Raw genomic sequence first — 22,552 nt, 5'->3', positions numbered from 1 at the left:
AAATTTATAAAAACCATGTGAATAACATTTTTTATGATTTATTAACATCTTTTATTAAAAGCACTCAAACCCGCTATTATCAAGGAATTTAAAAAATGCCCTAAGGCATTTTTTGAATTCTGCGAAAATGATATTAATTGGAGTGGTTATCTAATTTTTCTTTTTCACTTATAATTTCGTCTAATAAATCTCTCATCGTATTATTACTTGCCCACTTATCATATAAAGGCATAATTTCTTCTTTATAAGCAGCTATATCCGGATACTCCATCTCTACACCTTTACTTTTTAACGTATTAAAGATGTCTTTTTCAGCATCTTTCAATAATTCCGTCTCATAGTCCGCTGTTTCCTTAGAAGCATTTTTTATCAATACTTTATATTCTTCGGGCAGAGAAGTCCAAAACTTCTCACCCACGAGGTACATTGTAGGACTAATTATATGATTGGTAATAAAAATATATTTTTGCGTTTCATACCATCCGTTATAGTAGCTTAAAAGAGGAGGGTTATCGTGTCCGTCAACGGCTTTTTGCTTAAGGGTAATACTCATTTCCTCTACATGCGTAGGTACAGCATCAAATCCTATCACTTTAAGTGCTTCAGCATTTTCTGTTGAAAAAGTAGTTGCAATCTTATTATTCCCTTGTGATTCAAGTTCTTTCGATGACTTATCATAAGTTGATATCTGACGGAATCCGTTAAGGCTCCACGCCAAACTGTAGACCCCCAGGGCATCCAATCCCTCGGTAGCCTTATTTCCGATATCACTATTCAATATACGTTTCGCCTCGTCATAGCTGCTAAATAAGTAAGGGAACTCTATCACTTTAAATCCCGGCAGCAACTCTGCCAAAGACTGCCCCCCTATTCCCATTTCTATAGTGCCGTTTCTCACTCCTTGAATATATTCTTTCTCTCCACCTAATTGACTGTTTGGATACACTTCAACTCTTATTTTCCAATTGCTACCCTCCTCAACAAGAGGTATGAATTTCTGTACTAATGCAATATGCTGTGGATGAGACTCAGGAAAATAATGTGCGATTTTTAATATTATTAAATCTACTTTTTCTTTGTTACTTGATACGGTAATATTATTTACTCTTTGTAAGTCGGGTTCTTCTTTTTTGTAATGCGCAAGCATATTTGGAACCAAGTATGCACTTATTAATATGAGTAAAAAGAAAATGAACAGCAACCTTTTTTTTGCCACAACTATGCCTCCCTTCACTTTACACACTACATTTTATCCCTAAATTGACCTGGGGTAATTCCTTCATATTTTTTAAAAGTTCGCATAAAAGTCTGGATCGTATTAAATCCTACTCTAAAACCGATTTCTTTTACTGCCAATTGTGTATTTTTTAAAAGCTGTTTCGCTTTCTCTATACGGCTTGCATTAAGATAATCAACATAGTTCTTACCCATACTATCTTTAAATATTTTGCTGACATAGGTGGGACTAAGACCTACATAATCCGCTATATCATTTAAAGATATTTCGCTGCTAAGATTTTCGTCAATATACTCTAATATCTTTTCTACATATTTTTGAGATCTTGTTTGATTCAAATTATTAACATTGTCAATAATGGTTCCGCATATCCCCGATAACCAGAATTTAATATCTTCTATTGTCTCTTTATTAGAAAAGTCTTCATACATATTATAACCCGGCTCAAAAACCTCATCCGTTGTCATACCAAGATTTATAATTAATTCAATGATTGAACTGATTACTCTTATAAATACTTGCTGTACATAGGTATATGAAATATTTCTATTGTCCAATATTTCCTGACATAATTCATCAATTAATTGATCAACCTCTTTTTGGTGACCCACCTTGAGATTATTTATTAGCATTCTTTCTTTTTCCGAATCATAATAATACAATTCTTCAGTCTGCTGCTCTACATCATCAATATTAATTATTTCATTCTTTCCTTGATAAATCTTGTATTTGAGTGCATTTACCGCCTCATTATAAGATAATTGAACATTTGTAATTTCCTTATACATCCTGCCGATCCCAAGCGTAATGGTAAACGGAAAATGCTTTTCCACCTCATCTTTTATGTGTGCCGCCATGATAGAAGATTGTTTTTTTGCCTCTATCAATGTAATCTCTTCATTGAAATTGATAATCGCCGCCACCTTGTCAGATTCTACTTCAATGCAAACGCCCTTATGCTCACCGGATAGTCTCTCTTCTATAACATTCACTAACTGGGCTGTATACAAGTTCCGGTCTACCTCATTGAGGTTGCTGCAAAATTCGCTGTAATTGTCTATCTGCATGACGATGACAACATAGTTCTTCAAACTAAAATCCAATTCCAAAAAACTAAGCTTTTCACTTATTTCTTTCAAGCTATCCACTTTACCTAATAGGAGGCTGGTTAATAGCTTTTCTTTCATTACAGGTTTCATACTTGTGATGATATCTTCCATACTTTTATTCTTACCTACTACTTGATTATAGGCATATCCTAAGAATTCATACTCATCCTTTCCATCAAAATTTTCTTCATAGAAAGACTGCTTGGACTCTGCCAACACTAAATTCATTAGTTTTTCTATAGGATTGTACACCCCTTTTGAAATTAGAAAAGACAGTATCAAACCCAGTAAAATATATATCAGCGTCGTAATCACAATTAACCTGGAAATAATCGCAGAGTCAGTCTGCAAATACTCCAAAGGAATAGCATAAAAATATTTCCACTCGTTATAAGGAGAAGTAACATAAGTGAATAGTGTTTGCTTTCCTCCAACCTTATTAATAAAAAAGCCTCTATCATCTACTAATAACGATACACCGTTGCGATCATGTATATCTATGTTAGTATATAACTTGTCCTTTTCTTCGTGAATCAAGATCTTTCCTTCTGCATTCGCCACATAAAATTGACCCTTTACTTCCATATCCAATCCGGCAATAGTCTCATATAATTTATCTTCGCTAACATTGATAATAATGGCTCCTAATTTGCTCCATGACGCATAAGGCAGATTTCTAAAAAATGTAATACCATTATACTGATTTCCTAACGCATCTGAGATTTTACGTGTTTCCATTTGATGCGTACCTAAAATAAAATTATCATATTCCTTCAGCCATTCTTTATCATAAAACTCTTCCAGCTTGTAGACGCCTCCGCTGGAACTAATAATTGTTTGATTAAAAGCTGAGTATACATATATCGACAGTATATAGTTATTGGTTGATGCAATATTTTTCAGATTACTTATAATTTTACTATTTCTCCCTATAGAATTGATATCAGGATTAATAATTGAATTCACGATACTAGGATCTTTTGCGATTTGCTGCATTGTCTGGTCGATTTGTTTAAAGACCAAATCAACGGTTTCACTGGTCTTGCCTAACATATTCATATTTGTATTCCTGGTTTGTTTCTGGATGGTCATAGTGGATTTTCTATAAATAATTGTATTTGCCGCAACAACAGGTATAATAGAAGTCAAAATGAGTATTACAAAGGTCTTGATAAATACACTGTTAAACTTATAATTATAAATAAACCTTTTTTGCACCCAAACTATTCCCCCTTATCTATACAGATACTCCTATAAATAACTTAAAGAAAGCTTTTCCATTTAGAATCATTATAGCAAACAGCTATAGATTATAGCAATGGATTAAATGCCCATTTATTCCAATATACTTAGTGGGGAGTGGATAGTGGGGAGAGTACAAAATCTCCTCACTCTATGATGCTGATATAAATTGTTAGTCGCTATTTATAGGAGGATGTGAAAAAGTCCGATTTAGCACGAAGAGGAAATCGGACATGGGGACTGGTCTGCTGTCAGGCCTGGTTTTTGGCCGGACTGCGGCCCTGTCCCCGTGTTAGATTTCCGAATGATTAAGCACTTTTTCACATCCTCTTATATAACATATATAATAATAAAAAAGATCATGAAACGATATTCTTTCTAGGTATCACGATCTTTTAATTCAAAATATATCCACTTACAAAAATATTAATATAGCGAACTTCCTCCTATAAATTCCCGCATAATAGATATAGTCGGTATATCATCCGGTTCTATAGGTAAGAAATAGCTCAAAAAGTCTAATAATCTTCTCGCTTCAGAATAGAATTCGCAGCTTCTATCAATACTCTCTAACAAGGGCATTGCATATTTCTTCAACACTGAAAGCTCATAAACCAATGCAGAATTAAACATCACGTCTGCCTGTTCCTGAAATGGAAATATATTTCTTGTTTCTCCCCTTCTTACAGACCCCCACATTTCCAGCGTCCTTAACGCAGAGTTAGAACGGAAATTATAATCTCTTACCATCCTTCTAATCAACCGGGTATCTGTAGTGGAAATAGGATTATAATTATCCAGCCCCAATTGTGTAAGGGCACTTACATATACCTTAAACTTGTTTTTTCTGGGAATCGAAGCAGTAAGCTTTTCGTTCATTCCATGAATCCCCTCGATAATGGCTATTTGGTTGTTATCCAACTTCAGTTTTCTTCCGTGTGGCTCCCGACGCCCCAAGTGGAAATTAAAAATAGGAATTTCTACTTCCTGACCATTAATCAGCATGCTTAATTGCTTATTAAATAGCTGAATATCAATCGCTTCCAATGCCTCAAAATCCGGCTTCCCATCTTCATCTATAGGCGTATGCTCTCGATCTACAAAATAGTCGTCCAAAGAAATGGTAACCGGTTTAAATCCATTAACTTTCAGATGTATGGCAAGCCGATGTGCAAAAGTTGTTTTTCCTGAGGAAGATGGTCCGGAAATCAATACCACTTTGATATCCTCACGCCCTTTTTCTATCATATCTGCAATATAAGCGATTTTCTTTTCATGCAGGGCCTCAGAGATATGGATAACGTCTCTTGCACCTCCTGAATCAATAGTCTTATTTAATGAACCCACATGTGACACATCAAGTATTTCTCCCCACCGCTTATACTCGTCCAGCACAGTGAACAGTTTTCTACTTTCCTCAAAGCTCGGAATATCATTGGGCGAATGCATATCAGGATACCTTATTATAAATCCCGGTGTATAAAACATAAGATCAAATTTCTTAATATAGCCGGTATGCGGAACAAGATACCCATATAGATAATTTGACATATCTCCACACTTGTACAAGCTTATGGTGTCTTTTTTACAGTGCTCCAGTAAACTTACTTTATCATAGTCTTCACTCTTATAAAAGATTTCCTTTGCTTCTTCAAGGGTAATAACATTCTTATAGATTGGTATTTCCTGGGAAATCATACTCTTCATTTTCTCTTCAATTGCGTGAACTTCTATTTCAGTAATGGAACTCTCTCCATATATTTCACAATACGTGCCTCTACTGATGGAATGACGGATACTCAATTTTCTATCAGGATATAATTCCCTTACCGCCATTTTCAGTATAAAGAACAGACTTCTTTTATATACACGCACGCCATCACCGGAAGACAAGTCTACAAATTGCACCGTACAATCATTATCCAATTTATAATGAAGGTCCTTTATCTTATTATCCACTTTACCGGCCAGGATGTCCAATGGAGTGTCGTGTTTATAAAGCCTTCCCAGTTCTAAAAGAGTTGTTCCTTTCTTCACTTCAATTTGCGTCTGTTCCAAATTTACTTTGATTATATCTTCTTTTTGCAGCATATGGTTCAACCTCCATTTTAGTGTTGCTTGATGTCCAGCAATGATATTTATTTTTATCTGTATTCTTTTATTATGCAAAATAGTGGTAAATTTTATTTTTCCTCTCCAGCATTTCATCTATTCTTTGTATATACTCTTCCACATCCTTAACATTAAAAATGCGGTCGATGCGATTTTCTCTCTGATTCACCAACTTGGTTACCCCACCACAGCCCAATGCGATAATACTCTGCCGTTCTTCCATAATCTGAATGTTATAAATGCATTCATAACCAGGCTTACAGTACCCGACATTTTCAAGGTTGCCTAGTATATTTTTCTGCCTGTACATATAATAGGGGAGCATGGTATTGTCTTTCATAAACCGATGTGTAAAGTCCAGCATTCTATGAACAGCTTTTGCTTGGGTTATCGCATATTCATCTTTTTTTTCATTCAACCGTGAGGCTCTTTTAATACTCATAGTATGTACGGTAATGTTTTCCGGCGCCATGTGTTGAATTCTATTTAATGTATCTTCATACATTTCTACTGTTTCATCAGGCAGTCCTGCAATAACATCCATATTTATATTTGAAAAGCCTAATTCCCTTGCCAATTCAAAGGAACGTACGATATCTTCAGGTGAATGGCACCTGCCAATGGTTTTTAAAGTTTCTTTATGCATGGTCTGCGGATTGATGCTGATACGGTTTACAGGATAGTTTCTTATAGTTAAAAGCTTTTGCCTGTCAATAGTATCCGGCCTTCCTGCTTCTATGGTAAACTCTTTAACCTTAGTTAAATCCAGTTGCTGGAATAAGGTAAACAACAGCCTATCCATCATCTCGGGCGCCAGTACAGTAGGAGTACCTCCACCAATATATACGCTTTCTACTTTCCAGTTCAACTTGTCAATGATTGTTTTAGTGTACTCTATTTCTTTTATTAATGCATCCATATATGGCTCGATTAACTTCTGCGCTCTATGAACGGAATTAGATACAAAAGAGCAATACAGACATCTGGTAGGGCAAAAAGGGATCCCTATATACACGGCTACAGCATCCGGTGCAGACTTCTTTAGAATCTTTAATTCGTTTTTTGCAACTTCCAGCGCCAAGTCTATCTTTTGAGCGGTTACAGCATACCTCTCTGATAAAATCTTTTTTATCTCTTGGTCTGTTTTCTGCTGTTCCATTAAGTGATGTACGATTTTAGTAGGCCGTATTCCTGTGAGCGTACCCCACGGTACCTGTACAGAGGCAACCTCTTTTGCAGCATTGAAAAAAGAGAGTTTTATAATTGCCTTGCATAGCTTCACATATTCCACTTCGTCTAATTCTGTATCGTATTGTTTTTCAATCTTATATTCTTTATTTTTACCATCATATTCTATATATGTAACAGCTACTATTTGACTGCTGCTTTCTTGTAACATACTTATGATATTGAACTCTGCGTTTTCTACCTCATCTTTATTCTCAATGTATTCAATCTTCTGTTGTTCGAAGAAAATACGTACCATCTGCTCGATTTCATATCGATAGTTATGGCCTCTTAATAAGATTTTCATTTTTGCTTCCACCTCGATGGTTCATTCTGCCCTATTGTAAAAGGACAGGGAAACCTGTCCTTTTATAGGATTATTAAAAATAAAAAACTCTAAAGCTATTATCAACTAATGTGTTAATTTCCCCTTGACAATATATCTGTTTTGTATGATAGGAGTGGACGCCCCTGTCCACCCGATGTACTATCGCCATATCTACGGGCGGACAGAGTCGTCCGCCCCTACAAAATCTTAACTGTTAGCGTGATATATTACTTGGTAAATTATAAACCTAGAGTTCGTTATCTATATAAATGGATTCGATTCTTTTTCTTTCTTTATGGTTGTTTTCGCTCCGTGCCCCGGGTATACGATCGTATCATCAGGTAATGCCAGCAGCTTTTGTCTAATCGAACCAATTAACTGCTGGTGATTCCCCCCTGGGAGATCTGTCCTTCCTACCGACCCATTAAATAGTGTGTCTCCCGAAAACAGTATGCTATTTGTTAAAACACATACACCTCCCGGTGAATGCCCCGGAGTATATAGCACTTTAAAATCATATCTTCCAACAGTAAAGGTCATCGAATCTTCTAAAATGATATCGGCAGCAACCTGAACTGATTCAACCCCCATATATATGGATAGGTTTTTTTTACTATCTATTAGGCATTCACTATCGTTTCCATGAATCATCACAGGTGCTAAAGTGTGTTGTTTCAAATACTTCACTGCGCCTATATGATCAGCATGTCCATGGGTAGCAATAATATACTTCGCTTTATAACCTTTTTTCTGTAACCCATCAACAATCCTATTCCCCTCTTCACCAGGGTCAATCACCGCTACTTCATTGGTATCCTTATCTCCCACAATATAACAATTTGCTTGGATAGGTCCAACCGGTATCACTTCCAGTATCATATCATCACCTCAAAACAATTTTTCGCTGTCTAACAACAAGGTTACCGGACCATCATTATAAATATCAACATACATGTGCGCACCGAATACACCGGTTTGAACATTCTTGATGCCACGACCTCTGCATGCTTGTACAAATTCTTCGTAAATACTGTTAGCCATGTCCGGTGGTGCGGCGTTTGCAAAACTCGGCCTTCGTCCCTTCCTGCAGTCACCATACAATGTAAACTGTGAAACTACCAAAAGCTCTCCATCTATATCTAAAACAGATAAGTTCATCTTTCCTTCATTATCTTCAAATATTCTTAAATTTATAATTTTATCAACCATATATTCTATATCTTTTTGTGTATCGGCAGGGCCAACTCCCAGCAAGATCATAAGACCTTTATTGATTTGCCCCGTCGTATTGCCTTGAACCGCTACTTTAGATTGGCTTACTCTCTGTACCACCGCCCGCATCATGGCACCTCCCATCTTATATTACTGCCTGCTTCGTGTTACCTGGAATACTCCATCAATTTTACGCAGCCTTTTGATAATCTTATCCAATTGCTCCGTATCGGAAATTTCAAGCGTCAAATTAATCACAGCAACTCTATCTTTTGAAGTTCGGGCATTCATCGCTTTAAGCGGTATCTTTGAGTCTGCTGCGCTATTGGTGACTTCAACCAATAATCCAACCCTATCATTGGCCAGTATTTGAACATCCGACAAGTATGACGCATTTTGCGAAACTTCCCAAGCTACCTCTATCAAACGATTCTGCTCATTTTCCTCACTGCTTACATTGGAACAGTCCCGCCGATGTACCGATACGCCCCTGCCCCGAGTGATGTATCCGATCACATCATCCCCGGGAACCGGATTGCAGCATCGCGAAAGTCTCACCAGACAGTTATCAATACCTTTTACAATGATCCCGTTATTACTCTGCTTTCTTTTCCTGGTATTTGCATAATTCTCTGTATCTTCCGGCAATACTTCTAAAGCTTCAGGTTTTATAGTCTTTTTATATTCTTCCCGCAGCCTTGAAATAATCTTGGAGGCCGTCATCGCACCATGACCGATACTGGCGTACATATCCTCTATACTTTGGTAACTGTATTTCTTTAAGACAATTTCCACCCATTCATTCTTAAATAACTGATTATGCTGTAATCCCAGCTTTTTTAACTCCTTTTCAATCTGTTCTTTACCACGGGCAATATTCTCATCACGCTTGTCTTTCTTAAACCATTGGTTAATCTTGTTTCGAGCCTGGGAAGTTTTAGCGATTTTAAGCCAATCCCTGCTAGGGCCGTGGACTGAAGACGAAGTCAATACGTCAATAATATCTCCATTTTTGAGATTGTATTCAATAGGAACGATTTTGCCATTTACTTTTGCTCCCATCATTTTATTTCCAACTGCGCTGTGAATGGCATAAGCAAAATCAATGGGCGTGGATCCTGCCGGAAGATTGATAACATCCCCTTTCGGAGTAAATACAAAAACTTCATCGGCAAACAAGTCAATTTTAAGCGTCTGCATAAATTCTTCCGCATCTGTCAGATCACGTTGAATTTCTAATAGCTGTCTTACCCATGCAAGCTTGGAATCCAAATCGTTTTCTCCGGCTCTGCCTTCTTTATATTTCCAATGTGCGGCAATACCATATTCCGCCGTTCTGTGCATATCCCAGGTTCTAATTTGTATTTCAAAAGTTTTTCCGGTCGGCCCCATTACCGTCGAATGCAAAGATTGATACATATTCGGTTTAGGCATAGCGATATAATCCTTAAACCGACCCGGAATGGGTTTATAAAGCTCATGAACCGTTCCAAGCACACCATAACAATCTTTTACACTATTCACAATGACTCTCACCGCAAATAAGTCATAGATTTCTTCTATCCCTTTCCCTTGGGCGAACATTTTTCTGTAAATACTGTAAAAATGCTTTGACCGTCCGTCAATTTGACCTTCTATATTCAATTCTTTCAACCGTTTACTGATTGCATCTATAATAGAGCTGATATAAGCGTCTCTTTCCTGCTTCTTTTGGTCGATACTTTCAACGATTTCGTAATACGCAACCGGATCAAGATAACGTAACGATAAATCTTCAAGCTCCCACTTAATCTTTGTAATCCCCAAACGGTGGGCTAACGGTGCATAGACCTGCAGTGTTTCCCGCGCTTTCTCTCTCTGTTTTTCTTCCGGAACACTTTTTAAGGTTCTCATATTATGAAGCCGGTCTGCAAGCTTAATCAGGATGACTCTAATATCCTTAGCCATTGCTAAAAACATTTTTCTCAGGTTTTCTACCTGTTGCTCTTCTTTCGTCGTATAGGGGATTTTCCCCAGTTTTGTAACCCCTTCAACCAGCAGCATGACCTGCTCCCCAAACATCTGCTTGATCTCATCACGATCATGACTGGTATCTTCTATGACATCATGCAAAAGCCCCGCTACAATGGACTCACAGTCCAGCTCCATATCGGCGAGTATATGTGCAACTTCCAAAGGATGCATAATATAGGGTTCCCCCGAGATTCTATGCTGGCCTTCATGCGCAGTTTTTGATAAATCATACGCCCTGCTCAACATATCCCAATCACATTGAGGATTATACTTATTTATTTTTTCGACTAGTTTTTTATACGCTTGGTCCATACTCTTCCCCACTTTTACCATTTAGCTATCTTGAACCTATCATCATATCCTATATTAAAACTTTACAACAGATTGCACATTGTACCCCTGAAGTTTATCTCTGCCATTTAGAAACTCAAGCTCCACCAAATATATGATATCGGTAACGATTCCTCCTACCTGTTCGATTAACTTAATATTGGAGACAGTGGTTCCTCCGGTTGCCAGCAAGTCATCCACAATCACTACTCTTTGCCCCGGCTGTACCGCGTCTTCATGCATTTCAAGAACATCGGTACCATATTCAAGTTCATATTCAACCTGGATGGTCTTATAGGGTAATTTCCCTTTCTTCCTGATAGGTATAAAACCTTTATTGAGTGCATATGCCAAAGGTGCGCCAAAAATAAACCCCCTTGACTCAGGTCCTATGACCAGATCAAAATCTTTGTCTTTCAGCATATCACATAAAGTATCTACCGCATATTTAAAAGATTCTTTATCCTGCAGTACAGTAGTAATATCGATAAAATCAATACCTTCCTTTGGGAAATCTACAATATGCCTGAACTTTTCTTTTAGGTTCATAACCATCCTCCTTAAGATTATTCCGTCATTCCTTAGTATTATTTAAATATATTCTTTCATTCATCTGGCTGTTTTTTTCATTCTTCTTAAATTAATAAGTTTATTAGAGCTTTCGATATTCACTTTTTTACCTTTTTGTTCACAAATCAATATGTATATTTGTTCCCCTTCTATTGAATAGCGTAATAGGCCTAGCTCCTGAAAAATTTCTAAAATATTTATCATTTTTAAATAATTAAGGGGTGTATTATAGCTTTTAGCTATCCTTCTATTTAATAAAAATTCATGATCTGAATAACTGCCATTGACACTGCGCGTTTTTATATATTGATATACCATCACAAAATCCTGTCTTTCAGGAATAATGCGGTGTAATAGTTCTTGTGAAACCTCTTCTCGATCCATATGAATGTCCTTTAAATATTTATACTCTTGCAATTCTTGATCATTAAGCTTAATATCCTTCATTACAAGTTGAACTTTTTCTTGACCATTATATGCGTTTATGTCCAAACAACATGCTACATCTATAATATCGCCGTTAATAAAGTGTTGCGCGTATTCACCCATATTAAAACCTATTGCATCAACAAGCCCACCATTCTTTTCCAAAATCACCTTTAAATGTTTATTATCTCCTACCGTCCTAATATCCGCGACAACAGCATCCGTAAATGAAAAAACAGGATTCGCGTTGCCCATCCCAAAAGGTTCCAGTACTTCAAGGTCTTTAATGGTATCAATGTTAAGATCTTGAATACCCACTTCATAATCAATTTTTATGCGTGGAATCAAGTCATCTTCATTCATGTTCTTATCTGCATACTCATTAATATGCTTGATAAAGTCATCAATTTTTTCCCTTTGAACACTTAAACCGGCCGCTAATTCATGTCCTCCATATTTCACTAAATCTTGCTTACATTCATCCAATGCTTTGAATAAATTGAATCTGCTGACGCTTCTGCCTGAACCCTTTCCTTCATTCCCTTCAAATGAAATAAGGATAGAAGGCCTGTAAAATTTTTCGGTGATTCTGGACGCAACTATGCCTATCACTCCATGATGCCAGTTTTCACCGGCTAACACAATTACTTTTTTGTTATTGAAATCAAATTCTTTCTGTACAGTCTCCAAGGCTTCTTGTAAAATATATGCCTCTGTCGCTTGACGATTTTTATTCTCTTCATTTAGTTCATTAGATATCTCATCCGCCAGCTCCTCATCTTCTGTTAGAAACAAGTCTACAGCTCTTAAGGCGCTTCCGATTCTCCCGGCAGCATTAATTCGCGGCGCTACCATAAATCCCACTACACCGGTAGTAATCTGCTTGTCCTTCAGCCCTGCTATTCTAATTAATGATTTCAGCCCTATATTGCATGTGTGCTTCATCTTTTTTAGACCGTTATTTACAATCAGCCGGTTTTCTCCTAATAACGGAACAACATCCGCAATGGTTCCTAAGCATACGATATCACAATACTCATCTATGATGGAAGGCATGAACGATTGATCTGATAATCCTTGAATAAGCTTAAAGGTAACACCCACACCTGCTAAATCTTTAAAAGGATAGCTGCATTCCTTCTGTTTTGGATTTAAGACAGCGCAGCATTGAGGAATATCCTCTTTACATTCATGATGATCCGTTACAATGACATCCAATCCCAATTGCGCAGCATATTTTATTTCTTCTATTGCCGTTACCCCGGAATCTACGGTGATCACCAAAGAAGTCCCGTTATTCTTTATGATTTGAAGCGCTTGCATATTCACACCATATCCTTCATCAATTCTATCAGGTATATAGTATCCGACATCCGCTCCGCAGCTTCTTAAATACTTTACCAGTATAGCAGTACTGGTAACTCCATCCACATCATAATCCCCATACACAGTAATTTTTTCATTTTTATGGATGGCATCTTTGACCCTCTTCACTGCTTTATCCATGTCCTTCATTAAAAAAGGGCTATGAAGATCGGTAATTTCTTTTTTTAAAAAAACTTCTATATCATCATCCGCCCGGATACCTCTGTTATATACAACCGCAGCAGCGATCGGAGAAACTCCAAACGTATCGCTGATTTTTGTAATTGCCTCTATATTCGGTTGTTGATAAACCCATTTTTTATAATTCATGATTCCCACCTATATATTTTTTGTATTACTTCAATCCTCCAAATCGGTATACTGCTTTTCCGATAACCACTTTTCTCGTTATATACTTCTTGTCGGGCCACTTTCTGCAATCATAGGAATCATTCCTGTTATCACCCATTACAAAGTAACCATCTGTCGGAACAAGATAAGGACCGAAATCATCTTTCATATCTTCATAAATGTAGGCCTCTCGATATTCGTGCCCATTAATATATAATTTGCCATTTTTGATAAGTATGTTATCGCCACCTAATCCTATAACTCTTTTAACCAACTGCTTATTCTTTTCTAAAGGTGACTTAAATACCACGATATCTCCACGCTTTACCGGCTGAAACCAATAGCTGAATTTAAGTACTACAATAACATCTTTTATCTGTATCGTTGGAACCATGGAACCTGTAGGTACAATGGATAGATTAAAAATAAAAAAACGGATAAATAATGCAATTATAATATATAAAATGATGGTTTTAGACCAACTCTTCACTTCACTGATAAGTACCTGATGACTAACTTTCATAATTATAACCTCTTTTTTTATTGATAACCGTTTCAGCAATATAAAAATTATAGCACTTGCATAAAATATGTTCAACCTAAACTTTCAATCGGTTATGGATTTCTTAATGTGCAGCACATTTACAATATCCGTTTCATCTAATATAATAATCATGGAGGTGATGATGGATGATACTAGTAAGCGCGTGCTTATGCGGCCTTAATTGTAAATATAACGGTAAAAACAACTTGCATCCGAAAATCTATGAATTATTTCAAAAGGGTGAGCTTGTTCCTATCTGTCCCGAACAATTAGGAGGTATGTCAACCCCACGGGCTCCCCATGAAATCATCGGCGGAAATGGTGCAAATGTACTGGATCAGAAAGCAAGAATTGGTGATAAAAGCGGCCTTGCAGACAATACCATGAAATTCGTTACCGGCGCACAAAAAGTTCTTAAGATTGCTGAAGCACTCAATATAAATGAAGCAATCCTTAAGCAGCGCAGTCCGTCCTGCGGTTTCGGCAAGATATATGATGGAAGTTTCTCGGGTAACATCGTCCCTGGGAACGGTGTTACCGCTGAGTTGCTGCACCGTAACGGGTTTAAAATATTGACCGAGGAAGATTTTTAATTGTGAATGATGATAGTATCCGCGGGCAGACACAAGGCCTGCCCCTACAGACGAACATTAGATTTATGATCTGGGAATTCGGATATAGAATAATTTAATTTTGGCTATACATAACTCCCCCAATATACTCTTAGTATATCGTAGTGGCAGGCCTTGTGTCTGCCCTTGTACCATATTCTGACTTTCTCTTATTTCGAGATCCCCTCAAATAAAGGCATCACGTCCAAATAGTAAGGTTGTTGTCCCGGTACATCCCCCATATCCGGAATGATTCCAAGCCTCCATACCGATATCCCATCGATCCCAAACATCTCGGCTAATTGTATCTTCGCTTTAACACTCCGTACATCTTCATACCATATTACCTTTTTCACACCGGAAGACGGATCGGTAAACGTAAAGCTTGGTGATTGAAGGTTATTCCAGTATTCAAACTGCTTATCTGTTATATTCGCATCCGACATTCGATCTCGTAATATTTGATAAGAAGAAAGGGTATAAGGTATACTGTTTTCCAATGCTCCATCTTTAAAATTCCATTGCGCAGAGCCAAAGTTAATCTGCAGCATGAGTTTCTCTTTGGGTATCCCCCATTCTTGGGAAGCAACATATTTTAACGCAAAATAAATATCCTTCACAGGCGCCAATGGCGTTGGTGTTTCCGCAGTAAATGCTGATTGCTCTTCCGGCCTTATATTTTTCGGTTCATAATCATGAGCCATTAATATAACTTTATCCGCTATTTCCCCTATCGCTTTAAAGTCATACCCGTCATAATAAGCTTGCCCCTTTTGTCTAATGGGGTTTACACATACAATAAGATCTTTTCCTTCTTGTTTCAATTCTTTTTGTAATATTCTTAGAAAATCAACAAACGCTTGCTTATCTTTTCCCGAATCTCTTAATCCTTCGAAATCTACCACAATCCCATCGAAACTAATCTTAAAGCCATCTTTTTCAATATTCTCGGTCATCTCTACCATTTTTGAAATTACCTGTTGTGTAGATTGATCGTCCGAAAGCATGAACGATATTAGTCCAACTTTTTCATCGTCTACAGGAATACTCGTGTCATTGTTGGCAAAAATCATCATATATTTCTTTACATGGTTCTTCTCTGCTTCATTTACAGGTTTTTCTGCTCCTTCCGGAACCCTAAATTCCTTATTTGGAGCCTCCTTGGTATTGACTTCAACCAGGTTGGTTTGATCATTATATTCTAACCGGCTCCATCCAAAACCGACAGTATCGAATATTTTTATCTTGTCCATTTGCGTAGAAGCCTTAATAGCATAAAACCCATTCAAACTGCTGATTTTGTGATTCATGGTTTCATACATTCGTATAAGCATAGCGGCAGCTTCCTGTCTCAACGCATTCCCCTCAGGTGCAAAAGATTCTGAGCTCCTTCCGCTGATGATACCGAAATCCTTTGCAAGAGCGATATAACCTTTGCTTGATTGAACATCACCGAATTGTATCACGCCCGGCTCATCTTTCACCAGTTTTGCCAAATAATCATACCCAAGTGCCCGTATAATCATTACAGCCATTTCCTCACGTGTAATTTTTTTATCGGGCTGAAATCTATTATCCGGGTATTCTTTCGCGACAATGATGGAATTCTCTAATCCGGCACTAACATAAGGATAGTGCCAGCGGTCCGCCCCAACATCACTGAAAACTTGCTGATTGTTCGGTTGTTCCAATTTTATGTCCGCATTCAGTACTCTTATAAGAAATGTAAGAAATTCAGCACGGGAAATATTACTGTTGTAGCCGAACAGCCCATTTCCCTGCCCGCTTGTAATCCCTAATTCTTTCAGTTTATATATATATTCTTTTGCCCAACTATCTTCCGGAACATCGCTGAACATGCTATAATCCGGCACCTCCGCATAAACAGCAGTTGAAAGCAGCAGCATCAATATAATAAACAATACACCATACTTTTTCATAAATATGCCCCCAAATCAAACAAATATGTTTTGATACTATTTTAACTCCACAACGGTTACTCCTGACTCTCCTTCGCCGTATTTACCAAGACGAAAAGATTTTACATGCCTGTGACTTCTCAACATCCCGTGGACCCCGCTTCTCAACGCGCCGGTACCTTTTCCGTGTATAATTGTAACCTGCTGCAGTCCTCCTAGTGCAGCGTCATCCAGGAACTTATCGGAATTCAGCAATGCTTCATCCAGTAACTGTCCTCTTAAATCCAACTCGGTTGATACGGAAGCCGCCTTTTGCATGCGTATTTTCCCGGCACCGGTCCTACTAACGGTATGGTTGGACTCGTCTTGCGCCAGGTTCAGATTCGACACATGAACGTTGATTTTCATGATACCCACTTGCACCAACACCTCTCCGTTATTATCCGGAGGTGTAATGACATTCCCTTTCTGATTTAGGTTTAGAATGACTACCGGGTCCCCCGGCTTCAAGTTCGCAGGTGGTTTTGAATACCTTTTTTTAGGAAGAACGGAAGCCGTCAACGAATTATCCAGCTTGTTCAATGAATGCCTGAGCTTATTTTTCGCTTCTTCAAGGGCTTTATTTCTTTCCTTTTCTTCCGTATCTTGCTGAATTCTTCTAATTTCATTAATAATATCATCCGATTCTTCCTTGGCTTGCTGAACGATTTTTCGTGCTTCACGCCGCGCTTCTTCCAGCATTTTCTCTTTTTGCTTTTCAAGTTTTTCTTTTTGAATGGTCAACTGATTTTTTAAAACTTCGGTTTCCCTCTTATACCTTACAGCCAGTTCTTTTTCTTGTTCCGCGATCTGCCTGTTCTTTTCCAGATTAGATATAATGTCTTCGAATTTAACATCCTCTTGGGAAATAAATTCCTTCGCACGCTGTATGATATGATCATCAAGTCCTAGTCTGCCGGAGATGGCAAATGCATTACTTTTTCCTGGAACCCCGATTAACAACTTATAGGTAGGACTAAGCGTCTGCACGTCAAACTCGCATGAAGCGTTTTCTATTCCATCGGTAGACAAAGCAAACAGCTTCAACTCGCTGTAATGAGTGGTTGCCGCTGTTCTTGCACCTACTTGCCGGAGGTATTCAAGGATAGACATTGCAAGTGCAGCCCCTTCTACGGGATCGGTTCCTGCCCCCAATTCATCAAAAAGTACAAGCGAATGTTCATCAACATGGTTTAGTATGTTGACGATATTGGTCATGTGGGAAGAGAAAGTACTTAGGCTTTGTTCAATGCTTTGCTCATCCCCTATATCTGCAAATACTTTTTTAAATACTGCCAGTTCGGTACCGTCATTTGCAGGCACATGAAGTCCTGACTGTGCCATTAACGTAAATAAGCCAATCGTTTTTAAAGTAACAGTCTTCCCGCCTGTATTAGGTCCTGTAATCACCAGCGTATCAAAATCTCTTCCCAAATAGATATCCGTTGCTACGACGGTTTTAGGATCTAATAACGGATGTCTGGCCTTTTTGATATCAATATGCCCTTTATTGTTGATAGCAGGTTCAACAGCATTCCAGTCCAGGCTAAGCTTTGCCTTTGCAAAGATAACATCCAAGTCTATGATAATTTTAACATTGCTTTTGATTTCTTCCTTGTGTTGTTGAACCATGATGGTAAGCTCGTACAATATCCGCTCAATTTCTTCCTTCTCTTTTACCCTGAGCTGCCGTAACTCATTATTTGCTTCCACTACTGCCATAGGTTCAATAAATAGCGTTGCACCACTGGAAGAGGAATCATGTACCACACCGGCTACATCCCCTTTATGATCGGATTTAACCGGAACAACATATCTTTCGCCACGTACTGTTACAATCGGCTCTTGTAAATACTTCTGATACTTAGCCGAATGAACAATATTGTTTAATGTGTCTTTGATCTTATTATTTACATTTCTTATGTGACGCCGTATATTGCTTAATTCCGAACTCGCATTGTCGGCAATTTCTTCTTCATTTAGTATACATCCGGTGATCTCGTCTTCCAGCTTTTTTATTATTTCTAAAGCATCAATCAGGTTATCCAATATCGGATATACCTCTTCTCTTCTATCCTCTCCCGCATATCTTTTGGTATTTCGTGCAATTCTAAGTGATTGTGCAATCTCCAATAACTCTTTAGGGCTCAGTACGGAACCGATTTCCGCCTTCTTTAAGGCCCCCCTGATATCGCTTAGACCACCAAGAGGCGCATTTCCTTTTTTCACAATCATACTTACAGCTTCTGTAGTTTCCTTCTGCAGATAAGCAATCTCATGTATATTGGTGATGGGACTTAGCTTTGTTATCCTCTCTTTGCTCATCACTGAGTTTGCCAACTCTGCCAGTCTATCCAGTATCTTGTTATATTCCAGTACTCTTAGTGCTTTATCTTCCATTGGTTTCCCTCATTTTGTTAATTAATCATTTCACCTTATACATTATAACATATTTATTGTAATATTATCTAACTTGAAATATAATTTATGGGAATATTAATAAAAGTAGGGAGATGAATTTTTTGATTAATCATGTTTTATTCGACTTTGACGGCACATTGATAGATACCAACGAATTAATTATTTGCGCGTTGAAAGAATCTGTAAAAAGCGTACTTGGAAAAGAAGTAACACATGATGACTTAATGGCCGTTTTAGGAAAATACCTGGATGAACAAATGAAGTATTTCGATGAAGAAAAACACGAGAAAATGGTACAACTTTACAAGGAATACTATCGTGCTCACCAAGATACGATGGTTAAAAAATTTTCAGGCATTGACGAGCTGCTAATGAATTTAAAACAGTCGGGGCGCAAGATCGCAATTACATCCGCTAAAGGCCGCGGAGGAATCATGCATGGACTGGAACTGTTTAATATAAAGCAATACATTGATTTTATTGTTAGCGCCTATGATGTGGAAAATAACAAGCCCCATCCCGAGAGTGTCTATAAAGCCTTGGACTTCTTCAAGTGTGACAAAGAAAATATGATACTTGTCGGGGATAGCCCTTATGATATCCAATGCGGTATTAACGCAGATATTAAAACAGCATTAGTATCATGGACTATTTTCTCTCCGGAAAAGTTTGAAGGTATTCGTCCTGATTATATTTTACAAAAGCCTTCTGACCTTATTGAAATTGTAAAAGTCAAAATATAAGTTAAACTATCACTGCAACACAATTGAATCGGATAGGAGGCTGAGGCAATTTTGCCTCAGCCCCCTATGTATTCTTTCATCCAGTATATTCTAAATAATTTCTACCAGGTCTTCAATAACATTATTCAAACCTATCGGGGTAACTGTGTGATGTACTAGTTTGTCCACTAATTTTTTAATCTTGCTTTCACTGCAGTAAATATGATTTACCCTTCCATTTTCCATTACAACATTATCATTATCCGCTAGTTCCTTTTTTACAATTTCCACACCATAACTTTTTCCGCTGTAAGAAAGTTCTTCATCCACCAATTCATTTTCCAGAATATAGTACTCTAAATAAAGCCCTTTCAAATCATTTAACATAAATGAACCATCATTATTGATACTAACAGTAGCTTGTAGTTTTTTATTATACATAATAGCACCCCTTTTGTATTGATATATAAACCATCTATTCGCTGAATGGTATTATTTTCATGCCTTATTATACAAAAGGATGGGTTACTTTTCTATAGAAAAATATCGCAGTATTCACTGCTATTCGGTATTTAATGACAACCCAAGAGAGATTTTTTATCATTTATTGTCGATTTTTGTCTTTTTATAGGCTAATTTGTAAAACGAAAGTTTTTTTTCGACATGAGTTACGCGTGTATTAGACCTTCTAAATACGTTTGCGCTTTTTTAATTTGTTTTATGTCATTAAAATTATGACCGTATACCTCAATGATAAAATCACCGGAATACTCATATTTCTTTAACAAATTAATGATTGCCTTCAAATCAACTTTTCCCTCCCCCGGAAGCAAGCATACATTTTCACTGTCGGCATCATTGATATGTACATTCGCCACTCTGTTCTTCATAACATGTATATACTGGGTAGGGTCTACACCCGATTTATTTGCCTGTTTTATGTCAAGGGTAAATTTTAAATTATCCGACCGGATATGTTGTAAAGCCTGCTCTACAAAGCTTGGACATCCTGATTGACACCAGAATACATTTTCCCAAGCTAAGATTATATTATATTCCCTGGCCAATTCGGCTAAATACGTCATTTCACTGCCAAAGCGGGCATAGTCGTAGTGATCTGTGGTCATATCTCTTCGACTTCCATGAAAAGTGAAATATTGGGCGCCAAGTATCCTAGATGCATTCAATGCTTTTTTAAAGATTTGTATTGAATCCTCTTTTCTTCTATCATATTCTGAAAACAGAAAAGGCTCATAAACACTGCCAAAAGCATGAGTGGATATTACCTTAATTCCTAGTCGGTCCACTTGGTCTTTTAACTTAATGCAAAAATCTTCTTTATATTCGCTATATGATTCCATAAAAACTTCAATTTTCTTAAATCCCAATTCCGATATAATAGGTATAGTCTTCTCTGTAGGAGTGGGATAAAAACAAGCAGTAGAAATTCCGATATCCATAACAACCCTCTATCATTATTTATTTTATATTGGAAATCATTTATGGTTGAAGTCAACCGTAATATTATGTTAATATATAATCGTATCTTTAGGCGCGGGATAAGGGGGTATACAATGAATAATAGCATAAAAAAAATATTTACAACCATGGACAGCATAGGATTTCTGCCTAAAAGAATCATTATGCATGGTGTCCAATTAGCTACCGGGTTACTGTTGATTGCACTTACACTGCATTTTATCAATAACAATATCTATCATTTTGATTATAACATAAATATCATCATGTTTGCCATGGCGAAAACCGGATTGGTTATTTTTGCCGAAGCAGTCATAGGCGGTCTGGTTGTTGATTATTTATCTAAAAAAGCATAGCGATACGTTTTTAAACGGTATCGCTATGCTTTTTTATTTCACTTCACTACGCATTCTTTAGTTTGGTCTTTTTATCCTTCTGCCATTCTTTCCACATCACCCATACAGGGCTTGCTATAAAAATTGAAGAATAGGTACCGCTTAAAATACCGACAATAAGTGGGAAAGCAAACTCTTTAATTGACTGAACTCCTAACACATATAGTGCTGAGATTGTCAACAATGTTGTAAGAGATGTATTGATAGAACGCGCCATTGTTTGCCATATGCTCTTGTTTACAACATCACTGAATGCTTCTTTCCTCATGTATTTTCTGTTTTCTCTGATTCTGTCAAAAACGATAATAGTATCATTAATGGAATAACCTAAAATCGTCAGAATCGCGGCGATAAAAGAGGTATTGACCGGCACCTTGAATACCGCATAAACCGTAAGCATTACAAGAATATCATGTATTAGCGCGATTACAGCCGCAATCCCGGATTTAAACTCAAACCTTATCGTAATATAAGCCAACATCAACACCGATGCAATTAACGATGCAAGAAACGCCTGAGAACGCAGTTCACTACCAATGGTAGGACTTACATTATCGGTTGAAAACAAATCATCCTGCTGCAAGTTGTATTTTTCTTTTAAAGCTTGAAAAACCTTATCTCTCTGTACCGTATCAATTTCCTTTGTTTTAATAATTACCTCAGTTCCATCCCCAACCTTTTGGACTGTAGATGGATCAACTCCGATAGTATCCGAAACAACGGCACGTATTTCCTTATTATCAAATGTTTTTCCGATATTTACATGCATCGCAGTACCGCCTGCAAAATCAATATCTTGATTTAATCCGGTTACTAGCATGGTGACAAGACCAATGATTATAATAATGGAAGATATGGAAAAAAATGTTTTTTTCATCCCCATAAAGTTCATGTTAAATT

The 22,552-nt window shown here is 37.3% G+C and carries 18 protein-coding genes; 3 read left to right on the top strand and 15 right to left on the bottom strand.

Features of this window, described 5'->3' with window-relative positions; translation table 11 throughout:
* Positions 1 to 133: 133 nt before the first annotated feature.
* From QKW49_RS25340 to lepB, 10 genes are all read right to left on the bottom strand, one after another.
* A complete protein-coding gene (locus QKW49_RS25340) occupies positions 134 to 1,216 on the bottom strand; it encodes a TRAP transporter substrate-binding protein (protein ID WP_282865420.1) in 1,083 nt (360 codons plus the stop codon).
* Positions 1,217 to 1,242: 26 nt separating this feature from the next.
* The gene (locus tag QKW49_RS25335; protein WP_282865419.1) at positions 1,243 to 3,564 is read right to left on the bottom strand and encodes a helix-turn-helix domain-containing protein; all 2,322 of its coding nucleotides are present in this window, start codon (positions 3,562 to 3,564) and stop codon (positions 1,243 to 1,245) included.
* 450 nt (positions 3,565 to 4,014) lie between these two features.
* A complete protein-coding gene (locus tag QKW49_RS25330; RefSeq protein ID WP_282865418.1) occupies positions 4,015 to 5,679 on the bottom strand; it encodes a nucleoside kinase in 1,665 nt (554 codons plus the stop codon).
* A gap of 70 nt (positions 5,680 to 5,749) precedes the next feature.
* The gene (gene hemZ / locus QKW49_RS25325; protein ID WP_282865417.1) at positions 5,750 to 7,234 is read right to left on the bottom strand and encodes a coproporphyrinogen dehydrogenase HemZ; all 1,485 of its coding nucleotides are present in this window, start codon (positions 7,232 to 7,234) and stop codon (positions 5,750 to 5,752) included.
* 282 nt (positions 7,235 to 7,516) lie between these two features.
* Positions 7,517 to 8,134, bottom strand: a complete 618-nt coding sequence (locus tag QKW49_RS25320) for an MBL fold metallo-hydrolase (protein ID WP_282865416.1) — start codon at positions 8,132 to 8,134, stop codon at positions 7,517 to 7,519.
* Positions 8,135 to 8,143: 9 nt separating this feature from the next.
* A complete protein-coding gene (gene dtd / locus QKW49_RS25315) occupies positions 8,144 to 8,596 on the bottom strand; it encodes a D-aminoacyl-tRNA deacylase (RefSeq protein WP_282868238.1) in 453 nt (150 codons plus the stop codon).
* A 21-nt stretch (positions 8,597 to 8,617) separates the two neighbouring features.
* Positions 8,618 to 10,792, bottom strand: coding sequence for a bifunctional (p)ppGpp synthetase/guanosine-3',5'-bis(diphosphate) 3'-pyrophosphohydrolase (locus tag QKW49_RS25310; protein WP_282865415.1), 2,175 nt, complete (start codon positions 10,790 to 10,792; stop codon positions 8,618 to 8,620).
* Between the two features lie 54 nt (positions 10,793 to 10,846).
* Entirely contained in the window at positions 10,847 to 11,359 is a 513-nt protein-coding gene (locus QKW49_RS25305) for an adenine phosphoribosyltransferase (RefSeq protein ID WP_282865414.1), read from the bottom strand.
* Positions 11,360 to 11,419: 60 nt separating this feature from the next.
* The gene (gene recJ, locus QKW49_RS25300) at positions 11,420 to 13,501 is read right to left on the bottom strand and encodes a single-stranded-DNA-specific exonuclease RecJ (protein WP_282865413.1); all 2,082 of its coding nucleotides are present in this window, start codon (positions 13,499 to 13,501) and stop codon (positions 11,420 to 11,422) included.
* A 25-nt stretch (positions 13,502 to 13,526) separates the two neighbouring features.
* Positions 13,527 to 14,045, bottom strand: coding sequence for a signal peptidase I (gene lepB / locus QKW49_RS25295; protein ID WP_282865412.1), 519 nt, complete (start codon positions 14,043 to 14,045; stop codon positions 13,527 to 13,529).
* Positions 14,046 to 14,212: 167 nt separating this feature from the next.
* Between lepB and QKW49_RS25290 the strand changes: the two genes are divergently transcribed.
* Positions 14,213 to 14,659 (top strand): DUF523 domain-containing protein, encoded by a 447-nt coding sequence (locus QKW49_RS25290; protein ID WP_282865411.1) that lies wholly within the window; start codon positions 14,213 to 14,215, stop codon positions 14,657 to 14,659.
* A 188-nt stretch (positions 14,660 to 14,847) separates the two neighbouring features.
* Here the strand turns inward: QKW49_RS25290 and QKW49_RS25285 are convergent, their stop codons facing one another.
* Both QKW49_RS25285 and QKW49_RS25280 read right to left on the bottom strand, forming a co-directional pair.
* The gene (locus QKW49_RS25285) at positions 14,848 to 16,617 is read right to left on the bottom strand and encodes an S-layer homology domain-containing protein (protein ID WP_282865410.1); all 1,770 of its coding nucleotides are present in this window, start codon (positions 16,615 to 16,617) and stop codon (positions 14,848 to 14,850) included.
* A gap of 36 nt (positions 16,618 to 16,653) precedes the next feature.
* Positions 16,654 to 19,035, bottom strand: coding sequence for an endonuclease MutS2 (locus QKW49_RS25280; RefSeq protein ID WP_282865409.1), 2,382 nt, complete (start codon positions 19,033 to 19,035; stop codon positions 16,654 to 16,656).
* A gap of 122 nt (positions 19,036 to 19,157) precedes the next feature.
* Between QKW49_RS25280 and QKW49_RS25275 the strand changes: the two genes are divergently transcribed.
* On the top strand, positions 19,158 to 19,799 hold the full coding sequence (locus QKW49_RS25275; RefSeq protein WP_282865408.1) for an HAD-IA family hydrolase: 642 nt from the start codon (positions 19,158 to 19,160) through the stop codon (positions 19,797 to 19,799).
* Positions 19,800 to 19,889: 90 nt separating this feature from the next.
* Here the strand turns inward: QKW49_RS25275 and QKW49_RS25270 are convergent, their stop codons facing one another.
* On the bottom strand, positions 19,890 to 20,219 hold the full coding sequence (locus QKW49_RS25270) for a DUF6514 family protein (protein ID WP_282865407.1): 330 nt from the start codon (positions 20,217 to 20,219) through the stop codon (positions 19,890 to 19,892).
* A 227-nt stretch (positions 20,220 to 20,446) separates the two neighbouring features.
* On the bottom strand, positions 20,447 to 21,238 hold the full coding sequence (locus QKW49_RS25265; protein ID WP_282865405.1) for a sugar phosphate isomerase/epimerase: 792 nt from the start codon (positions 21,236 to 21,238) through the stop codon (positions 20,447 to 20,449).
* A gap of 114 nt (positions 21,239 to 21,352) precedes the next feature.
* On the opposite strand from QKW49_RS25265, the gene QKW49_RS25260 reads away from it, so the two are divergent.
* Entirely contained in the window at positions 21,353 to 21,613 is a 261-nt protein-coding gene (locus QKW49_RS25260; RefSeq protein ID WP_282865404.1) for a hypothetical protein, read from the top strand.
* Between the two features lie 46 nt (positions 21,614 to 21,659).
* On the opposite strand, the gene secF is transcribed toward QKW49_RS25260, so the two are convergent.
* Positions 21,660 to 22,544, bottom strand: a complete 885-nt coding sequence (gene secF, locus QKW49_RS25255; RefSeq protein WP_282865403.1) for a protein translocase subunit SecF — start codon at positions 22,542 to 22,544, stop codon at positions 21,660 to 21,662.
* Positions 22,545 to 22,552: the final 8 nt, after the last annotated feature.

The organism is Petroclostridium sp. X23, from assembly GCF_030013905.1.
In the GTDB taxonomy this organism is placed as follows: Bacteria; Bacillota; Clostridia; order SK-Y3; family SK-Y3; genus X23.
The sequence above is the reverse complement of the archived record's forward strand: the minus strand, read 5'-3'. Positions and strand labels throughout refer to the sequence as shown.

What these genes read in the sequence shown, in the direction of transcription:
- QKW49_RS25330 (WP_282865418.1), bottom strand. Translation starts at nt 5,679, where the DNA reads ATGCTGCAAAAAGAAGATATAATCAAAGTAAATTTGGAACAGACGCAA.
- hemZ (WP_282865417.1), bottom strand. Translation starts at nt 7,234, where the DNA reads ATGAAAATCTTATTAAGAGGCCATAACTATCGATATGAAATCGAGCAG.
- QKW49_RS25320 (WP_282865416.1), bottom strand. Translation starts at nt 8,134, where the DNA reads ATGATACTGGAAGTGATACCGGTTGGACCTATCCAAGCAAATTGTTAT.
- dtd (WP_282868238.1), bottom strand. Translation starts at nt 8,596, where the DNA reads ATGCGGGCGGTGGTACAGAGAGTAAGCCAATCTAAAGTAGCGGTTCAA.
- QKW49_RS25310 (WP_282865415.1), bottom strand. Translation starts at nt 10,792, where the DNA reads ATGGACCAAGCGTATAAAAAACTAGTCGAAAAAATAAATAAGTATAAT.
- QKW49_RS25305 (WP_282865414.1), bottom strand. Translation starts at nt 11,359, where the DNA reads ATGAACCTAAAAGAAAAGTTCAGGCATATTGTAGATTTCCCAAAGGAA.
- recJ (WP_282865413.1), bottom strand. Translation starts at nt 13,501, where the DNA reads ATGAATTATAAAAAATGGGTTTATCAACAACCGAATATAGAGGCAATT.
- lepB (WP_282865412.1), bottom strand. Translation starts at nt 14,045, where the DNA reads ATGAAAGTTAGTCATCAGGTACTTATCAGTGAAGTGAAGAGTTGGTCT.
- QKW49_RS25290 (WP_282865411.1), top strand. Translation starts at nt 14,213, where the DNA reads ATGATACTAGTAAGCGCGTGCTTATGCGGCCTTAATTGTAAATATAAC.
- QKW49_RS25285 (WP_282865410.1), bottom strand. Translation starts at nt 16,617, where the DNA reads ATGAAAAAGTATGGTGTATTGTTTATTATATTGATGCTGCTGCTTTCA.
- QKW49_RS25280 (WP_282865409.1), bottom strand. Translation starts at nt 19,035, where the DNA reads ATGGAAGATAAAGCACTAAGAGTACTGGAATATAACAAGATACTGGAT.
- QKW49_RS25270 (WP_282865407.1), bottom strand. Translation starts at nt 20,219, where the DNA reads ATGTATAATAAAAAACTACAAGCTACTGTTAGTATCAATAATGATGGT.
- QKW49_RS25265 (WP_282865405.1), bottom strand. Translation starts at nt 21,238, where the DNA reads ATGGATATCGGAATTTCTACTGCTTGTTTTTATCCCACTCCTACAGAG.
- QKW49_RS25260 (WP_282865404.1), top strand. Translation starts at nt 21,353, where the DNA reads ATGAATAATAGCATAAAAAAAATATTTACAACCATGGACAGCATAGGA.
- secF (WP_282865403.1), bottom strand. Translation starts at nt 22,544, where the DNA reads ATGAACTTTATGGGGATGAAAAAAACATTTTTTTCCATATCTTCCATT.